This window comes from Synechococcus sp. MU1617, assembly GCF_020514235.1.
GTDB lineage: Bacteria > Cyanobacteriota > Cyanobacteriia > PCC-6307 > Cyanobiaceae > Parasynechococcus.
On sequence record NZ_VTLB01000002.1, the window covers coordinates 490,714 to 507,288 of the forward strand.

15 protein-coding genes are annotated in these 16,575 nt (G+C 58.2%); 8 read left to right on the forward strand and 7 right to left on the reverse strand.

Features of this window, described 5'->3' with window-relative positions:
- Positions 1-16 precede the first annotated feature (16 nt).
- On the forward strand, positions 17-871 hold the full coding sequence (locus FZZ90_RS06350; RefSeq protein ID WP_226424873.1) for a galactose mutarotase: 855 nt from the start codon (positions 17-19) through the stop codon (positions 869-871).
- Here the strand turns inward: FZZ90_RS06350 and FZZ90_RS06355 are convergent.
- Entirely contained in the window at positions 856-2,007 is a 1,152-nt protein-coding gene (locus tag FZZ90_RS06355; protein WP_226424874.1) for an FAD-binding oxidoreductase, read from the reverse strand. The two genes, FZZ90_RS06350 and FZZ90_RS06355, sit on opposite strands and share 16 nt — an antisense overlap.
- 14 nt (positions 2,008-2,021) lie before the next feature.
- Here FZZ90_RS06355 and FZZ90_RS06360 point away from each other — a divergent pair, with 14 nt between their 5' ends.
- Entirely contained in the window at positions 2,022-3,368 is a 1,347-nt protein-coding gene (locus FZZ90_RS06360) for a four-carbon acid sugar kinase family protein (RefSeq protein WP_226424875.1), read from the forward strand.
- Here the strand turns inward: FZZ90_RS06360 and FZZ90_RS06365 are convergent.
- The 3 genes from FZZ90_RS06365 to FZZ90_RS06375 form a co-directional block, all read right to left on the reverse strand.
- Positions 3,267-4,646 carry a (Fe-S)-binding protein gene (locus FZZ90_RS06365; RefSeq protein ID WP_226424876.1) on the reverse strand — a complete coding sequence of 460 codons (1,380 nt, stop codon included), beginning with the start codon at positions 4,644-4,646 and terminating at the stop codon, positions 3,267-3,269. The two genes, FZZ90_RS06360 and FZZ90_RS06365, sit on opposite strands and share 102 nt — an antisense overlap.
- 106 nt (positions 4,647-4,752) lie before the next feature.
- Complete coding sequence (locus FZZ90_RS06370; RefSeq protein ID WP_226424877.1) at positions 4,753-5,475, reverse strand: sulfotransferase family 2 domain-containing protein; 723 nt, start codon at positions 5,473-5,475, stop codon at positions 4,753-4,755.
- Positions 5,476-5,496: 21 nt separating this feature from the next.
- Entirely contained in the window at positions 5,497-6,921 is a 1,425-nt protein-coding gene (locus FZZ90_RS06375; protein WP_226424878.1) for an NADP-dependent isocitrate dehydrogenase, read from the reverse strand.
- A gap of 82 nt (positions 6,922-7,003) precedes the next feature.
- Between FZZ90_RS06375 and FZZ90_RS06380 the strand changes: the two genes are divergently transcribed.
- Complete coding sequence (locus tag FZZ90_RS06380; protein ID WP_226424879.1) at positions 7,004-7,954, forward strand: glycosyltransferase family 2 protein; 951 nt, start codon at positions 7,004-7,006, stop codon at positions 7,952-7,954.
- Positions 7,955-8,145: 191 nt separating this feature from the next.
- Here FZZ90_RS06380 and FZZ90_RS06385 read toward each other — a convergent pair whose 3' ends face one another.
- The 3 genes from FZZ90_RS06385 to FZZ90_RS06395 form a co-directional block, all read right to left on the reverse strand.
- Positions 8,146-8,910, reverse strand: coding sequence for a hypothetical protein (locus tag FZZ90_RS06385; protein WP_226424880.1), 765 nt, complete (start codon positions 8,908-8,910; stop codon positions 8,146-8,148).
- Positions 8,911-9,156: 246 nt separating this feature from the next.
- Positions 9,157-10,365, reverse strand: a complete 1,209-nt coding sequence (locus tag FZZ90_RS06390; protein WP_370631035.1) for a ChbG/HpnK family deacetylase — start codon at positions 10,363-10,365, stop codon at positions 9,157-9,159.
- Positions 10,362-11,123 (reverse strand): 5'-methylthioadenosine/adenosylhomocysteine nucleosidase, encoded by a 762-nt coding sequence (locus tag FZZ90_RS06395; protein WP_226424882.1) that lies wholly within the window; start codon positions 11,121-11,123, stop codon positions 10,362-10,364. The genes FZZ90_RS06390 and FZZ90_RS06395 overlap by 4 nt, the downstream gene beginning before the upstream one ends.
- 113 nt (positions 11,124-11,236) lie before the next feature.
- Here FZZ90_RS06395 and FZZ90_RS06400 point away from each other — a divergent pair, with 113 nt between their 5' ends.
- From FZZ90_RS06400 to FZZ90_RS06420, 5 genes are all read left to right on the forward strand, one after another.
- Positions 11,237-11,644: a hypothetical protein gene (locus FZZ90_RS06400; protein WP_226424883.1), complete on the forward strand. Its 408-nt coding sequence runs from the start codon at positions 11,237-11,239 to the stop codon at positions 11,642-11,644.
- A gap of 75 nt (positions 11,645-11,719) precedes the next feature.
- Entirely contained in the window at positions 11,720-12,433 is a 714-nt protein-coding gene (locus FZZ90_RS06405; RefSeq protein ID WP_226424884.1) for a heme oxygenase (biliverdin-producing), read from the forward strand.
- Positions 12,434-12,443: 10 nt separating this feature from the next.
- Entirely contained in the window at positions 12,444-13,481 is a 1,038-nt protein-coding gene (locus tag FZZ90_RS06410; protein WP_226424885.1) for a glycosyltransferase, read from the forward strand.
- A 66-nt stretch (positions 13,482-13,547) separates the two neighbouring features.
- On the forward strand, positions 13,548-15,386 hold the full coding sequence (locus FZZ90_RS06415) for an ABC transporter ATP-binding protein (protein ID WP_226424886.1): 1,839 nt from the start codon (positions 13,548-13,550) through the stop codon (positions 15,384-15,386).
- A 569-nt stretch (positions 15,387-15,955) separates the two neighbouring features.
- Positions 15,956-16,573 (forward strand): glycosyltransferase, encoded by a 618-nt coding sequence (locus FZZ90_RS06420; RefSeq protein ID WP_226424887.1) that lies wholly within the window; start codon positions 15,956-15,958, stop codon positions 16,571-16,573.
- Positions 16,574-16,575 lie beyond the last annotated feature (2 nt).

Sequence of the window (16,575 nt, forward strand, 5' to 3'; positions counted from 1 at the left end):
CCCCGCGTTCCGGCGGATGCCCATGACCCTCACCCAGCAGTCGGCCCCCTACGCCCACTGGGACTTTGTGCATCCCAGCAGCGGTGATCGGTTGCGGATCATTCCTGAGCGGGGTGGATTGGTCAGCGGTTGGTGTTGCGGAGGGCGGGAGGTCCTGTATTTCGATCAGGAGCGTTACTCCGATCCCACCAAAAGCATTCGCGGCGGTATTCCGGTGCTGTTCCCGATCTGCGGCAACCTGCCCGGTGATGTGCTGCCGGTGGACGGCGTTGAGTACCCCCTCAAGCAGCACGGCTTCGCCCGGGATCTGCCCTGGCAGCTTCAGCTGTTGGAGGATCAGAGCGGTGTGCGGCTGACGTTGTCCAGCACCGACGAAACGCTTAAGGCCTATCCCTTCCCGTTCCGTTTGGAGATGGAGCTGCGCCCAGTTACCTCTGCCTTGGAGATCTCCACCACCGTGCACAACTGCGGTGATGCCGCCATGCCCTTCAGCTTTGGCCTGCATCCCTACTTCAACGTGAGCGACCTGGCCCAGACCCGGCTCACGGGTTTGGCGGAGCGCTGCCTCAACCATCTGGAGATGGCGGATGCGTCCACGGTGGATCAGCTCAAGCGGCTGCCGGAGGGGGTGGATTTCCTCTGCCGCCCAGCGGGCCCAGTCAGCCTGATCGATGACGCCACCGGGGTGACGCTGGAACTGCAGCATCAGGCACCGCTGGATCTCAGCGTGGTTTGGACTGAGCCTCCGCGGCCGATGGTCTGTCTGGAACCCTGGACGGGGCCCCGGCAGGCTCTGGTCAGCGGTGACTGCAAGCTGGTGTTGGAACCCGGTGCGAGGCAGACCCTCGCCTGTCGCTATAGCGTCTCCTGATCCACCCCCGGCAGACGGCCTCGGCTGAGTTGCAGTTTGGGGTCGAACTGGCGTTTCACCGCTTCGATCAGCGGTCGGGAGGGACGGTCTAGCCAGACCGGCACTGTTGATCCGGCCGCGCGTTTCAACAGCGACATTTCGCCGCCGAGGCCGATCACGCTGCGGCGCAGGGCCTCCAGCTGATGATCCGGCGTGGCGGCATCGCACCAGCCATCACCGCATCCGGCTCCGGCGGCCAGCTCCCAGCACCACAACTTGAGGGCCTTCATCGCCTCATCCCGCAACAACCGCTGCAACTGGGCCGGCGGCAGCACCAGCCGCACCAGCTGCGTTGTGGGGCTGGCACCGAAGGGTGTGGTCAGGGCATCGGCGCAGGCCTTTCGTTCGGTGTTGAGCTGCTGTTCCGCAGCCACCGCCTCGAGCTGCTTCAGCTGGTCCTCCACCGCCTGCTCCGACACGCTGCTCACCACCAGCCGCAGCCGCCATGCACCATCGCCGCTGTTGATCCAGTCACAGCGTTCCGGCGTCAGGCTGGAGCGCAGCAGTTCGCTGCGGAAGGCCTCCTGGGCTTTCAGGTCGCCGTCCACGAGCAGGCTGCTCCGGGCGGGGCGCAGCGGTTGCAGCCGCAGAGTGAGTTCGGTGATCAGCGCCAGGCTCCCCCAGCTGCCGCAGAGCAGCCGCATTAGGTCGTAGCCCGCCACGTTCTTCACCACACGGCCACCGGCATGGGCTTCGGTGCCATCCGCGCGCAACAGGCCGATGCCGATGATCTGATCGCGCACCCCAAGATGGCGTTGCCGCAGTCCCCCCGCCAGTCCACGGGCCACCAGGCCGCCGATGCTTCCAGGAGTGCCGGCTCGGGGCCAGTCAATGGGCAGCCATTGCCCCTGCTTTGCCAACTGATCCTGCAGGTCCTGCAAGGGCAGGCCGGCTTCCACCGTGATGGTCAGATCGTCCACGGCATGGTCGATCACCCGGTTGAGCTGCCGGCAGGAGAGCACCTCATGGCGGGGATCCAGCGGTGGGCCCCAGTCCAGGCGTGTCCCAAGGCCACTGGGGCTCCAGGGGGTGCCGTCCTGATGCCACTGGCGCACCAGGTCGATCAGAGCGCTGCGGCTGGCGGGGGAATGGATCACGGCACGATGGTGCCATGAAGGTTGTGGTCATTGACGACGATCCCACCGGCTCGCAGACGGTGCATAGCTGTCCGCTGCTGTTGCATTGGGATGTCGACAGCCTGCGCCGGGGGCTGCGCCATGCGTCGCCCTTGTTGTTCCTGCTGGCCGACACCCGGGCGCTGACGCCAACGGATGCAGCGGAACGCAACCGCGATATTGCGGCGGCCTTGGATCACGCGCTGCACCGGGAGGGGTTGGCGCGTGATCAGGTGCTGCTGGTGAGTCGCGGGGATTCCACCTTGCGCGGTCATGGGGTGCTGGAACCTGAGGTCTTGCAGGCGTCCTTCGGGCCCTTTGATGCCACGCTCCACGTTCCGGCGTTCTTGGAAGGGGGACGCACCACCGTGAACGGGGTGCATCTCCTCCACGGGGAACCGGTGCACACCACGCCGTTTGCCCAGGACCGGCTGTTTGGGTTCAGCAGCAGTGATCTGGCCCACTGGCTGGAGGAGAAAAGCAATGGCGCCATTGCCGCGGCGTCAGTGCAGCGGATTAGTGGCCGCGACCTTGATGCCGCCTGTGCTGGGGGGCTGCCGCTGTTGATCGATCGCCTGCGTGGTCTCCAAGGCAATGCAGCGGTGGTTGTGGATGCCGAGCGGCAGGAGCAACTCAACGCACTGGCCGCAGCGGTGCGCGCCCTGCAGAGGGAGAAACGGTTTCTGTTTCGCTCCGCCGCCAGCATGGTGAAGGCTCTGGCGGATCCCGGACCGCCGCCGCTTGATCCCGAGGGCCTGGCGGGGTTGCGGCGCTCGGCTTGCGATGGAACGCCTCTGCCTGGACTGGTGATGGTGGGTTCCCACGTGCCCTTGGCGGATCAGCAACTGGAGCTGCTGCTGGCGGAACCGGGATGCCAAGGGGTTGAGCTGCCGGTGCCGCGCATCGCTCGGGTGCTGGAGGGCCCGACACCTGATCTGCTGCTGGCCGACTTGGAACGGGTCTGGCTGCAGCAGCTTTATGAGCTGCTTGGAGCAGGCCTCACGCCGGTGCTGTTCACCAGCCGTGGTGAGCTGCGCTGTGCTTCAGAGCAGGAGGGCCGGCGCTTGTCCTGCGCTCTGGCCGAGTTGATGGGGCGACTCGCGGCATCTCTCGCTCCTGATCTGGGTTATCTGATCAGCAAAGGCGGCATCACCACCCAGACACTGCTGGCCAGGGGCCTGGCCCTCGAGTCGGTTCAGTTGGAAGGCCAGCTGCTGCCGGGGCTGTCGCTGGTGCGCCCCTCAGCGGGACTCTGCAGCGGAGTGCCGATCCTCACCTTCCCCGGCAATCTCGGTGGTGCCGACACCCTGCGTGACGCCTGGCAGAGGATGCAGGCCGGCTGAGGCGGCCAGCAGTTCCATCGGGTGCTGCACCTGGGTCCGATCGCCCAGGTGTCGCCGCAGCTGCAGGGTGCAACCAATGTTGGCGCTGGCCACCCATTCAGCGCCGGTGCCGCTGAGATCATCGGCCTTGATCCGGCCCAGTTCGGCGGCTTCCTCCGGTTGCACCAGGTTGTAGATGCCGGCGCTGCCGCAGCACACCCCCGCTTCGGTCGCTTCCCGCAGCTGAATGCCGGGGATGGCGCGCAGCAGCTGGCGGGGCTGGGCCTGGATCCCCTGGCCATGAATCATGTGGCAAGCGTCATGCATGGCCACCACGCCGGGGAGAGGTTGCAGTTGGGCGTGGAACGTCTCCACGAGGCCGCGGTCAGCAAGGAATTCCTGCACATCCAGCACCGGAGCCCGAAATGAAGCCTTGCTGTTCAGCAGCTCGCCATAGGCTTTCATCGTGTGGCCACAGCCTGAAGCGGCCACCAGCACCGCATCCAGATCTCCCTCAACGGCATTCATGCTCTGGATCAGATCCCTCGCCAGTTGGCGGGTGAGCTCCAGCTCCCCCTGGTGATGGCTCACCGCCCCACAGCAGCCCTGGTCCGGCGGAATCACCACCTCAAAACCGTTGGCCTGCAACACCTTCACCGTTGCGTTGCTCACGCTGGGATCGAAGCAGCGCTGCACGCAGCCCAGCAACAGCGCTACGCGGCCTCGGCATTCCCCGCTGGCGGGATTGATCTGGGGCAGTTGGTCGCTGAAGCTTTCTGGTGCCAGGGGGGGCAGTAGTTGCTCCATCGCTTCGATCTCCGGCCCGAACAGACGGGTGAGACCTGAGCGGCGGGCCAGGCGTTGGAGTGGTGTGCCGGCGTAGGCCCTCAGGGGTTGGAGCAGGGCCCGCAAGCGCTTGGGGTAGGGCAGCACCTGCAGTAGCAGCTTGCGGAAGCTGGTCTGCCAGCTGCTGCGGTGGTTGGTCTGATTCAGCTTGGGCCGGGTGGCCTCGATCAGCTGGTCGTAGCGGACTCCCGAAGGACAAGCCGAAACGCAGGCGAAGCAGCCCAGGCAGGTGTCGAAATGGCTGGCCACCGTTGCATCCAGCTCCAGCTCACCGGCCTCGATCGCCCGCAGAGCATGGATGCGACCGCGGGGGGAGTCCATCTCACTGGCCAACACGCGATAGCTGGCACAGGTGGGCAGGCAGAAGCCGCAGTGCACGCAGGGGTCAGCGGCGCCTGCGGGAAGTCCGGGGAGAGTGCTGGTCGCGGGCTCGGCACTGCCTGGCTGGGTCATGAGCAGAGTCTGGATCGATCAGCCTGCGGACGGCTGGGTTTGAAGAGAAATCGTTGTTTGTTTGGCTCAGGCTTCCTCATCAGAACGGTTTCGCTCTTGAAGCTCTTTAAAATTGATATTTTCCCCATTCAATTTCCTGGTCAAAAATGTGCTCAATTTTATTTTTTTGGTTGAAATTGAGTAAGTCTTTGTAGGGTCTTTTGTCAGTACGCAAGTTCGACTTGGCTGTTGGGAGTCGTGGGTTTCCCGTCAGGTTGAGGTCGTTGAAAATGCTGTCGACTGTTTCCTGGAGGTTTTCGTAGCGATACAAGCGTTTGACCAGAATGTTTCCTTCGTGGCTGTAAATCGATCTGCATGATGTTGCGAACTTCTCCAGCATTCCTCCTTCGATGAAGGTGTCCAGGTCGAGAGTTTGCAGTCTCTGGTCTTTTTTGAGTTCGAAAAACTGGGACAGCGCGTGGTCCCATGGGTTGCGAATAAAGCAGAAGCTGTAATAGCTCTCGAGCGTCGATGCGCTGATGTAATTCTTGCTGAGGGCGGTTGTTGCTTCAATATGTGTGTGTAGGCCAATTGATTTGAGGTACCGGCTGACGCCTTTTTTCTGTATTTTGCATTTTGCCTTGATGGCAAAATAATTCACTTTGTTCCACCAGGGAATGAAATTGGTGGGCCCCTGGTAGCCAAGTTCTTTGCGAATTTTCTCGTCTCGACCTAAGGGAGTAATCACATCTTTGTGATTGCAGCTGCTCGATAGCGCAATAGCTGTCGATGTTGATGCTGTCTTTCGGTTGGCGAAAAATATGAATTTCTTCGAGTGATTGATGATCACAGATGACCTGTTGTTGAGTGTTCAGAAACGGGCGATGACTGCTTCGGCGAAACCGCTGCAGCTCACCGGATCCACCTGGGGTTCCATCAATCGCGCTAGGTCGTAGGTGACCTGCTTGTCGGCGATGGCGGCACTGAGACCCTTGGTCACCAGATCAGCAGCCTCCTGCCAGCCGAGGAATTCCAGCATCATCACGCCGCTGAGGATCACCGAACCGGGGTTGATCCGATCGAGGCCGGCGTGTTTCGGGGCGGTGCCGTGGGTGGCTTCGAAGATGGCAGCGTTCTCGCCGATGTTGGCGCCGGGGGCCATTCCCAGACCGCCCACCATCGCAGCTGCGGCGTCTGAGATGTAGTCGCCGTTGAGGTTGAGCGTGGCGAGGATCGAATACTCCTGGGGGCGGGTCTGGATCTGCTGAAAGATGCTATCGGCGATGCGGTCGTCCACCAGCACCATCTCCTTCCACTTGCCGCCGCCGTGGCTGCGGCCAATGGCATCGAGCACCGCTTGCACCTCGGCATCGATGTCGGCCTTTTTCTCAGGAGTGAGGCTGTCGTAACCCGGCTCAATCATCCGGCCGTTGTCCTGCACGCTCAGGTTGGGATCCTTCTCGAGGTTGCCGAGGATCCAGCTTTCCCGCTCGGTGATGCACACGTCGCGGAATTCGGTGGTGGCCAGTTCATAGCCCCAGTCACGGAAGGCCCCTTCCGTGAACTTCATGATGTTGCCTTTGTGCACCAGGGTTACGTGACGCTTGTCGCCTTCCAGGCGTAGGGCGTGTTGGATCGCCTTGCGGATGTGGCGCTGGCTGCCGTGTTTGCTCACGGGTTTGATGCCGATGCCGGATCCTTCGGGGATCTGGCGCTTGCCAAGCTTGCCGTTGGCGGGGATGACCACTTCATTGAGATGCTTTCGCAGCTCCTGGCCGACGGCGTCATCGGCTTCCCATTCCACCCCCATGTAGATGTCTTCGGTGTTCTCCCGATAGACGATCACGTCCAAATCCTGGGGACGCTTGTGGGGGCTTGGGGTGCCCTCGTAGTAACGGCATGGGCGCACGCAGGAATACAGATCAAAGATCTGTCTCAGGGCTACGTTCAGCGATCGGATGCCGCCGCCCACCGGCGTGGTGAGGGGGCCTTTGATGGCTACGCCGTAGGCGCGGATTGCCTCGAGGGTGTCCTCAGGCAGGTACTGGTAGGTGCCATAGAGGTCGCAGGCCTCATCGCCGGCGTACACCTTGAACCATTCGATGCTCTTGCTGCCGCCGTAGGCCTTGGCCACGGCCGCATCCAGCACCTTCTGCGTTGCGGGCCAGATGTCTACACCGGTGCCATCACCTCGGATGAAGGGGATGATCGGGTTGTCGGCCACCACGGGCTGACCGTTCTCGAAGCGAATTGGTGTGCCCTGGCTGGGGGTGGTGAGCTTCTCGAACTGGGCCATGTCGGTTGGTCGGGCGTCAGCAGGCTGAGCCTATGACTGAGCCGGGAGACCTACGGTTCACTGCAGTGCAGACCTTGCATTAATGGCCAGCGAGCAGGTGTGGGTGGTAGCGGCCTGCTTCAACGAAGCTGAGGTCATCAGCACCTTTATGGAGCGGGTCACGGCCTTGCAGGAGGTGGACCATTTGCTGCTCATTGATGACGGATCGTCCGATGCCACGGTGGCGGTGATCCGTGCCTGGCAGCAGAGCCATGCCGACCAGGCCGTCACCCTTTTGGAACTCACCCGCAACTTCGGCAAGGAGGCGGCGATGCTCGCGGGCCTGGACTACGCCAACGGCCGCTGTGCTGCTGCGGTGCTGATTGATTCTGATCTGCAACATCCCCCGGAGCGGATTCCGGCGATGGTGCAAGCCTGGCGCAACGGCGCTGAGGTGGTCACCGCGGTGCGGGATGACCGTGATGCCGAAGGGCTAGTGAAGGTGGCCACGGCCTCCTGGTTCTATCGGGTGTTCAACCGCCTGGTTGATTCGATCCAGCTTCAGGAGGGGGCCGGCGACTTTCGACTCTTGAGTGCTCCAGTGGTGGAGGCGGTGACCCAGTTGCGTGAGGCCACCCGCTTCTCGAAAGGGTTGATGCCTTGGACCGGCTACCGCAGTGAGGAGATCGCATACAGCCGTGTGGCCAGGGTTGGTGGCACCACCTCCTGGAGCTCCCTCAAGCTCTGGCGCTATGCCTTGGACGGCATCTTTTCGTTCACCGTGAAGCCCTTGAAAGTCTGGGGTGTGATTGGTGTGCTGATTTCGTTTCTGAGCTTTGTCTATGCCGCCCTGATCGTGTTGCGCACCCTGGTTTTTGGTGTCGACCTGCCGGGCTACGCCTCATTGATCGTGGCCGTTCTGTTCCTGGGGGGGATCCAGTTGATCGGCATTGGCGTGCTGGGCGAATACATCGGCCGGATCTACATCGACGTCAAACGGCGTCCGCACTATTTCGTCCGCGCAGTGCATCAGGGCTCAGAGCTGTTGCGCTAAAGCCGATTTTTTGGGAGTCAGTTGCGTTGAAAAATATTCGGGTATTTTTTTAGGTTAACTTTTTGGATGCAGGCATCATGAAAGTAGAGCAGTAATATCTACAATGAAACCCATTTTGAGGCTATTTATTGCTTGCGTTACATCATTATTTTCATAGATTTTCGTTGTACTATTTTACTGGGGGGAGCAAATTACAGGTATATTTTTGAGTCTGCCCGCACGTCTTTCGAAATCGTTTGAGATGCAAGCTTGTTTCCTTTTGATCCTGCTTTGCTTGAATTCGTAATCCCTCTTTTAATCTTTAGGGAGACTATCGACTCAAAAATTATTAGATTTTCTACTGAGGTTCTCACTGTGTCATTGTCTTTTATATAGGACAATCTAGAGCTTGGGTCGTTTAATAGTCTTATGGAGCGAGAGTTTATTCTTTCAATGATATCGTTTACTTTGTCGAAAAAGTTTACTCCTGTGCCGTCGCCAAGAAAGTGATCGATATATGCGGTGTGTGTATCTTCTATGATAACAATTCCCTCGTCGCCGATGGCTCCATTTAGCGCGAAATCTATTGTTTTTGCTTGCGAAAATCCAATGTGACTGCCATCGTCAATAATGATATCAAATTGTCCGCAATTGTTGATTAGATTTTGCCATACTCTAGGATCGCTTTGGTCTCCAATGAAAACTGAATAATCGTCGCAGCTTAGACGCTTACACTCAGGATTGAGGTCAAGCCCATAAACCTTAGAGTTTGAGCCTAGGATTTTCTTCCAAGCCTCTAGAGAGCCCCCGTCCATTACACCAATTTCTAGTAATTTTATTGGCTCACCGGTTTCTTTCTTTTCAGTTAAAAATTTTTCAAGGGCAGACGCATATGATAGATAGTAGCTGTCGTACTTCCCGGTTTTTCTGCTTGAAGATGTAAATGATTCTTCGATTAGCTGGTGGAGCGAAGGCATGTGTCGCGGGGAGCTGTGGTGAGATATTGATCCATTTTACTACTTTAGCAAGAATATCAGTATTGTCCCTGTCCCTGTCCCTAATCTCTTGCTCAATCGCGCGAATATTTATCTATGCAAATGATTCACATATTTTTGTTTCGAATTGGTTTTCAATCATTTTGGAAAGATCTGTGGATGCCTTCGTTTTTGTGAATTTATGCGCTTTTAAGATTTTCTGTCGGAGTTTGGGGCTGGATGCAGCTTTCAGAGCTGTTGCGCTGACGTCCACTCCTTTTGACGGTTGGTTGAATTGAAAAAGGCCACAGACTGCTGAAACGCCTCCTGATCCATGCCTGATACGGCATCAGGGAGGGCTGGGTGGATCAGAACAACCGGCTGTGAAGCACGGTCGACATTGATTGAGCTGTAGGCCGTTTCCCAGCTGCGGCGAAACGCTGTTCCGAACATCCATCCGCTGAACAACACCCCGGCGAAGTGCTGGTTGGTTTCAAGGCCAGCCCGGCGCAGACGGTGGATCGCTAGCCCGCTCAGCAGCTGCAGAACCAGCCACTTGATCAGGCCGCCTGTCTGCAGGCTGCGCCACCAAAGCCTGAGCGATAGACCTTCCGGCAAGGGTTCCCGCGTCGTGCGCACCCAGGTGATCGATTCGGAAGGGGCCAGATCCAGCACGACATCCAGCACCAGGGGCACAAGGTGGATGTGCTGGTGGCCATCGAGGCGGATCTGGCTCAGGCCTGTGAGTTGGCGGTAGCGGCTGATCTGCTGCTGCAGAACCATGCGCAGCTGGGGGGCGATGCGTCGGCGCTGCCAGGGCAGGAGCGAAGCCAGCAGCAAGGTGCCGAATCCGCTCGGCAGATCTGGGCATTTGGCCAGACGATGCCCTTCGGTGAGGCAGAGATGAAGGGTGAGCGGTGGTGGATCGGCAAGGTCGCGCCAGGCCTCTATGGCATCGGCCGCACTGGGACCATGCACCAGAAGACTGGCCCCCTGAAGCCGTCCGCTTTGGGCGAGATCGATGATGGCCGCATCCACCCCCTCCGCTAGGCCGAGGTCGTCGGCGTGGAGCAGTGGGGGTTGGCCGTTTTGTTGCTGACGGGCCTTGGCACTGAAGCGGGCCGCTCGGCTCCAGATCAGGGCATTCAGCAGCGTGGGTGTGAACACCAGCACCAGGGTCGGGGCCTGGAGCAGCGGCAGCAGGGCGCACACACTGATATTGACCACGTACTGCAGCAGCAGCCAGCGCCGGGCGAACTGGCGGCCTCCGGTCTCTTCACGGAAGGTCAGCAGGGCATGGCCGACATAGCCCGCCACCGATGCGGCCAGGAAGGCGATGGGGTTGGCCAGGCTCAGGCTCATCCACTGGCCCAGCAGCAGCAGCACGCCGATGTGAACGGCCGCGGCGCTGACCCCCACCAGGCCATACCGCATCAACCGATTCAGCACAGGCGTCATCCGCATTGTGGGGGCGTGGGCGCGTCACCGCAGCGCTTCAGCAGGGCCTCAATCAGCCGCCAGGCCTGTTGTTCGTAGCGCTTGACGAAGTCTTCGAAGCTCTGGGCGGCTGCTTCATCGGCACCATCGGAGATCACCCGCAGCACCAACCAGGGGACGCCCTCCTGTTCGGCCACCTGCGCGACGGCCGCACCTTCCATTTCAACGGCCCGCAGATCCGGAATGGCATCCCGCAGTTTCTGCAGCACCGCTGGATCGCCGATGAAGCGATCCCCTGTGGCGATCAGCCCACTGCTTGGCTGTGCGAAACCGTCCAGGTCGCCCGCGTCGTGGGCCTCCAGCAGAGCGCTCTTGGCCCAGTGGAACCAAGCCGGCTGTGGTTGGAGCCGGTCCTTGTTCAGCGCTGGCAGCGTGAACCTTGGGAACAGGGGCCGGGCATCCATGTCGTGCTGCACCACGGCATCGGCCAACACCACATCCCACTGACGCAGAGCAGGATCGGCAGCGCCGGCAACACCGGTAAACACCAGCAAATCGATGCTGGGATCGCTGGCGAGCAGGCGTGTTGCCGCCCGCGCCGCGCTGACTTTGCCCCAACCGCTCCAGGCCAAGCTGAGGCGCACCGTGTCGCTCCACGATCCCCTGTGGATTGCGAGGTCTCCGTGGTTGCTGCAGCTCAGATCCTTCAGGTGGCTGAGATCCGAGCCGATCTCCTCCGGCATGGCGCCCAGCAGGCCGAGGTGCAGCGGTTGCGTCATGGTTTCGTAAACCTCGGGCAACCGTAACGGCGACCTCTTGCTTCTCCCTGCACACTGTGCGGAATCAGGAGGTTGCAGTGAACGCGGGCGAGTCGGTACATAGCGTTGCCCGGATGCGAGCACTGGCTTCCACGATCACCCTTGTTCGCCGTCAGTTTCCGGCTGCGCAGGCCAACCTCAGCCCCTGGCGGGACGACCCGCAGACCCGACAGTGGAGTGAAACGGAATCACTCGACCTTGCCTTTCACTTCCCTGGCTGGAGTCCGCGATTGGAATGCCGCAGTTTGCTGATGCAATTGCGGATTTGCGCGGAGCGCGGTGATGACCAGCTGCGCCTGCTGGGGGTGTTGATGCGGGGCATGACCTACGACGGTGAACGCTGGCGTCTCGCCACGGTCGGTGAATGGTTACCGGAAGGCCCCCACCTGCCCCAGCAGCATCAGGTGAAGCAGCTTCAGCAGATCTGTCGCGAGCTGTTCGAACTGTTTGATCGGAATGCTTCGTCCGATACAGCGGCGTAACCCTTCGCAACGCTCGTGGCCACCCTGACGTGGACTGCTTATAGGGTCCTCCTATCGGTCCAATCACAAGCATTCATGTCCGTTGCACTGGCTGCCCAGATTCGTGAAGGCACGAAAAAGTCGCACACCATGGCCGAGAACACCGGCTTTGTGAGCTGCTTCCTGAAGGGTGTCGTCGACAAATCCAGCTATCGCAAGCTTGTTGCAGACCTCTACTTCGTCTACGAGGCGATGGAAGAAGAGATCGACAAGTTGGGTGATCATCCGATTGTCGGACCGATTGGCAAGAAAGAGCTCAATCGTCGTGAATCTCTCGAGCAAGACCTCACCTATTACTTCGGTGCGGGTTGGAAAGAGCAGATTCAACCGTCTCCGTCCGCAGCGGCTTACGTTGAACGGATTCATGCCGTAGCGAAGGAGTCCCCTGAGCTCTTGGTTGGCCATCACTACACCCGTTATCTCGGTGATCTCTCTGGTGGTCAGATCCTCAAAAACATCGCTCAGAAAGCGATGAATATGGATGGTGACGACGGTCTTCGTTTCTACGTCTTCGATGACATCGCCGATGAGAAGGCGTTCAAGACCAACTACCGCGCTGCGATGGATAGTCTTCCGATCGATCAGGCCACAGCCGACCGCATCGTCGAAGAAGCCAATCATGCTTTCCACCTGAACATGAACATGTTCAAGGAACTGGAAGGCAATCTTGTTGCAGCCATTGGCAAAGTGCTGTTTGGTTTCCTCACCCGCCGACAGCGGGCAGGCAGTACCGAGGCTGCAGCCGCTTGAGTTTTCACTGGTGCCCACCCAACTGATTCGTTTTCTGGTCCCAGGGATCAGCCGTCGCTTTCGTTGTGGTGGGCTCAGCGTCGAACAGCAGACCGCTCGATTGGTGGCGAATCTGTGCTCAACAGAACTGGTCACCTATCGCGAACGTTCCGTCGATCATCCGTACTTGGACGACTGCCTTCGCCAAGAGCCTCCCAGTGCACAGGTCCTTTGGGTGGTGAGTTGGGGCTTTGACGTTCCTGGCTTGATCAGGCGCTTGAATGGCCGCCGGGTGGTGTATCACGCCCACAGCAGTCAGTACGGATTTGGCTTGCCGCCAGGGGTTCCTGTGATGGCTGTCAGCCGCAACACCTTGGGCTATTGGGGGAACAAGGCTCCCCGCAATCCCCTGTTCCTAGTTCCGAATGCCCTGGACCAGGCCTGGCTCAACCGTGGCGACCGTTCGGCCCGTCATCGTCGACCGATCGATGTGCTGGTGCAGGCCCGCAAGAGCAGTCCCTATGTGCTGAAGCAACTGGTGCCGGCGTTGCGGCAGGCGGGTCTTGAGGTGGAGGTGCAGACAGGCTGGGTGGATGACTTGGTGGATCTGTTCAACCGCTCCACGGTGTACCTCTACGACTCAGCGGAGTATTGGCGCGGCCGCGGCGTGACTGAGGGTTTTGGGTTGCCGCCGCTAGAGGCATTGGCCTGCGGCTGCGTTGTGTTCAGCAGCCTGAATCATGCTTTGGCCGACTACGGCGACCCCGGTCAGACCGTGCATCAGATCGGTTGTGGCCGACTGCGTTTCGACCTTGAACGGATCAAGGCTGCTGTTGCTTCGCCGCAGCGTTGGCGCCCCGCGGACGATCGCTTGGAGGCTCTTCTTCAGGAGTGTTCAGAAACTGCGCTGTTGGACCGCTGGCGTAACGCCTTCGCTCAACTGGATGCCCTTGAGGATGCATCGGGACCACCGCTGAACAGCCCTCCCACGTGGCGGTTGCAACTGCAGCAACTGCTCGCTCGGCTGCAGCGAGTGGTCAATCGGTTGCCCGGCTGGCCTTCCCGCTAGTTCAGCCTGATCCCTGACGCGTACGGTCATTGAAGAGGTTGATGCGTCGGTTCTGGCTTGGGAAAGATGAGCCGTCAGTTTCCAAGATTTTCGCTGCAGAGTCAGACCTGGAAAGATATTTCGGCGTTGCTGGGTAAGTTGCCGGCACAGAGGAAGCGGTTGGTTGGTTTTGTTCTCCTTGCCTCGTTCTTTCAGGGGATTCTTGATCTCCTTCTGATTGCTTTTTTGGCCCGATTTGTGGGCCTTTTTTCAGGTGCAAAACTTGCTGACCGTTTGCCTGGAATTTGGGTTTTTGGTGGGGGGATTTTAGATCAAACGGGTTGGTTGTTGGCCTTGTTGATTGCTTCCTTCTGGCTCACGTCTTTCGTGCGCTTTCTTGTGTCTTTGATGCAAAGCCTCTTGAGTGCAGAAATATGGAATGACCTTGTCAATCAGGTGTACCAAAATGTTCTTCAGCAGCGATATGAATTTTTTATTGAAAATCGCACGGCCAATCTCTCTGAAAAATTCAATCGAATACTAAACAGTGTTTCGACGAAAGTTGTCATTCCTTTGATCGCGATTGCTGGTAATGCCTTGTCGGTGACGTCATTGCTGATTGGGGTTGTTTTTGTCCTTGGATATCAGGCTTTGGCCATCTTCTTGCTCATGCTGATGGCCTACGCGCTGGCTTCAGTTCTTATCACTCCATATCTGAGGTTGGCCACCAAGCAACGCGTCCGTTATGGCCGCCGCATCAATCTTTTGCTTATGGAGTCATTGCGATCTATTCGTGATGTTCACCTGTATTCCGCTGACAAATATTTTGTGACTCGCTTTTCTTCCGATGGAGTCATCGCAAAGCGGTACGATCGATTAACACGTTTGTTGCCCGATGTTCCTCGTTTTTTGATCGAGCCTGCTGGCATCTCGATTCTTTTCTTGGTTGGTTTGGCTCCGGCAGTTTTGAATGGAGACCCGAGCGATGTGCGTAATGCGATTCCAGATTTATTCGCAATCATGTTCACACTGCTGAAGATTTCTGGGCCACTCCAGAACACGTTTCGCAGTCTCAATCGTTTGCGTGGTGGTCTTCCTGAGATTAAAGATGCACTGGACTTGTTGGATCTGAAGTCTGAGCGACTTCTGTTGTCTTCTCCTGGAGTTCCAACTCCGGAAGGGCTGTTGCCCCGCAGACTTATCCAGTTGAAGGATGTCAGTTTTTCGTATCGCCGGAGTGAAAAATTAATTCTTGATTCTATCAATATATCTATTCCGATTGGATCTCGTTTTGCTTTGGTTGGGCGCACCGGAAGCGGAAAAACAACGATTGCTCATTTGCTTCTGGGTTTGCTACAGCCATCTTCGGGCCAACTCATGTTGGACGGCATTCCTGTGAGTGCGCAGGACTTGCCGGCATGGCAGGCCAATTGCGCTTTGGTTCCGCAGGATATTCGTCTTTTTGATGGAAGTATTCGCGATAATGTTGCTTTTGGATTGGACAACGATTTGATCGATGATGAAGATATTTGGGCGGCTTTGAAAACAGCTCAGTTCGATGATGTTGTTGCTCAAATGCCGTACGGGCTTTACACCATGATTGGTGAGAATGGCGTGAAATTGTCTGGGGGGCAGCGTCAGCGTCTTGCTCTAGCGCGAGCTTTTTACCGTGGGGCCAAAGTTCTTGTTCTGGATGAAGCGACGAGTGCTCTCGATAACAGGACGGAGCATGATGTTCTCCAGGCCTTGGATCTGGTTGGGCGTCGATGCACAACGATTGTCATCGCCCATCGCTTATCGACGGTCAAAAAGTGTGATCGAATTGTCGAGATCGAAAATGGCAGGATTCATGCTCAGGGTGATTTTGTCTCTCTTTGCGAGTCCTCCGAGACGTTCAGAGATATGTATCGCATTGAAAATACTTGATGGCAGATATCGTTCTGCTCTCTACGGCGGATTGGGATCACCCACTCTGGACAAATAAACAGCACGTTGCCTGTGCATTAGCGGCTGAAGGTGAGCGTGTTCTGTACGTTGAATCCCTCGGCTTGCGCTCAGTTCAGGTCAAAACTCAGGATTTCAGAAGGATTCTTCGGAGGCTGTTTCTCGGACTGCGCTTTGTGCGGGCTGTGCGACCGGGGATCTGGGTGTTATCGCCGTTGGTGTTGCCGGGGGGCTCCCGTGGGGTTTCGCTTCGCCTGAACCGCATGGTTGTGCATTTGAGTATCTCAATCGCTTGTTGGTTGCTGCGCTTCCGCTCCCCTTGGCTCTGGACGTACAACCCGTTGACGTTGCTTTATCTGCCGTTAAAGGGGTTCGAACTATCGGTTTATCACGCAGTTGATGCTGTTCAAGAGCAACCCTGCATGCCCAAGAGTTTGATCGAATCACAGGAAGCACGTTTGTGTCATGTTGTCGATCAGGTCTTCACTACGTCGCCGTATCTCGCTGAGCAACTGGCCAGGCATACGGATAAAATTTGTTATGAGCCTAATGTGGCGGATCGGGATCATTTTTCAGCCTCAATTGCGCTGCGTCAGGCCCCAGGGTTTGTTGATCCGCCTGAGTTGGCGGGAATCCCTGAACCCAAAATTGGTTTTGTTGGCGCGATCAGCAGCTACAAACTTGATTTTGGCTTGATCCGCGCTGTTGCCCTCCGCCACCCTGAGTGGCACTTCGTTTTTATTGGCCCACAGTCAGAGGGGGAGCCCAGCACCGATCTTTCTCAGTTGTTTGGCCTCAGCAATGTGCATTGGCTCGGCCCCAAGCCCTACAGCCAACTCCCGAGGTTTTTGGCTGCCTTTCAGTGCGCCTGGCTGCCACTGCAGTGCAACGGCTACACCCGGGCAATGTTCCCGATGAAATTTTTTGAGTATCTTTTCGCTGGTTTGCCAGTGGTATCCACACGGATTCACGCTCTGCGTTCCTTCGAAGCGATTTGCAGCCTCTGCCCACCGGATCCTTTGGAGTTCAGCCAGCAGCTCCAACGGGTGCTGGGTGGAGAAGGGCCCAGCCTTGAAAAGCGATTGACTGGGATCGACGGTTACACCTACGCCGGTCGCACGCGTCGCATGCTGAAGTTGCTGCGTTCTCAAGCGGAATGCGCTGGATGAAG

Excerpts from the sequence above, each read along its gene's own strand:
- FZZ90_RS06385 (WP_226424880.1), bottom strand. The coding sequence starts at position 8,910 with ATGCCTTCGCTCCACCAGCTAATCGAAGAATCATTTACATCTTCAAGC.
- FZZ90_RS06400 (WP_226424883.1), top strand. The coding sequence starts at position 11,237 with ATGCGAGCACTGGCTTCCACGATCACCCTTGTTCGCCGTCAGTTTCCG.
- FZZ90_RS06395 (WP_226424882.1), bottom strand. The coding sequence starts at position 11,123 with ATGACGCAACCGCTGCACCTCGGCCTGCTGGGCGCCATGCCGGAGGAG.
- FZZ90_RS06405 (WP_226424884.1), top strand. The coding sequence starts at position 11,720 with ATGTCCGTTGCACTGGCTGCCCAGATTCGTGAAGGCACGAAAAAGTCG.
- FZZ90_RS06390 (WP_370631035.1), bottom strand. The coding sequence starts at position 10,365 with ATGACGCCTGTGCTGAATCGGTTGATGCGGTATGGCCTGGTGGGGGTC.
- FZZ90_RS06415 (WP_226424886.1), top strand. The coding sequence starts at position 13,548 with ATGAGCCGTCAGTTTCCAAGATTTTCGCTGCAGAGTCAGACCTGGAAA.
- FZZ90_RS06360 (WP_226424875.1), top strand. The coding sequence starts at position 2,022 with ATGAAGGTTGTGGTCATTGACGACGATCCCACCGGCTCGCAGACGGTG.
- FZZ90_RS06375 (WP_226424878.1), bottom strand. The coding sequence starts at position 6,921 with ATGGCCCAGTTCGAGAAGCTCACCACCCCCAGCCAGGGCACACCAATT.
- FZZ90_RS06365 (WP_226424876.1), bottom strand. The coding sequence starts at position 4,646 with ATGACCCAGCCAGGCAGTGCCGAGCCCGCGACCAGCACTCTCCCCGGA.
- FZZ90_RS06380 (WP_226424879.1), top strand. The coding sequence starts at position 7,004 with ATGGCCAGCGAGCAGGTGTGGGTGGTAGCGGCCTGCTTCAACGAAGCT.
- FZZ90_RS06350 (WP_226424873.1), top strand. The coding sequence starts at position 17 with ATGCCCATGACCCTCACCCAGCAGTCGGCCCCCTACGCCCACTGGGAC.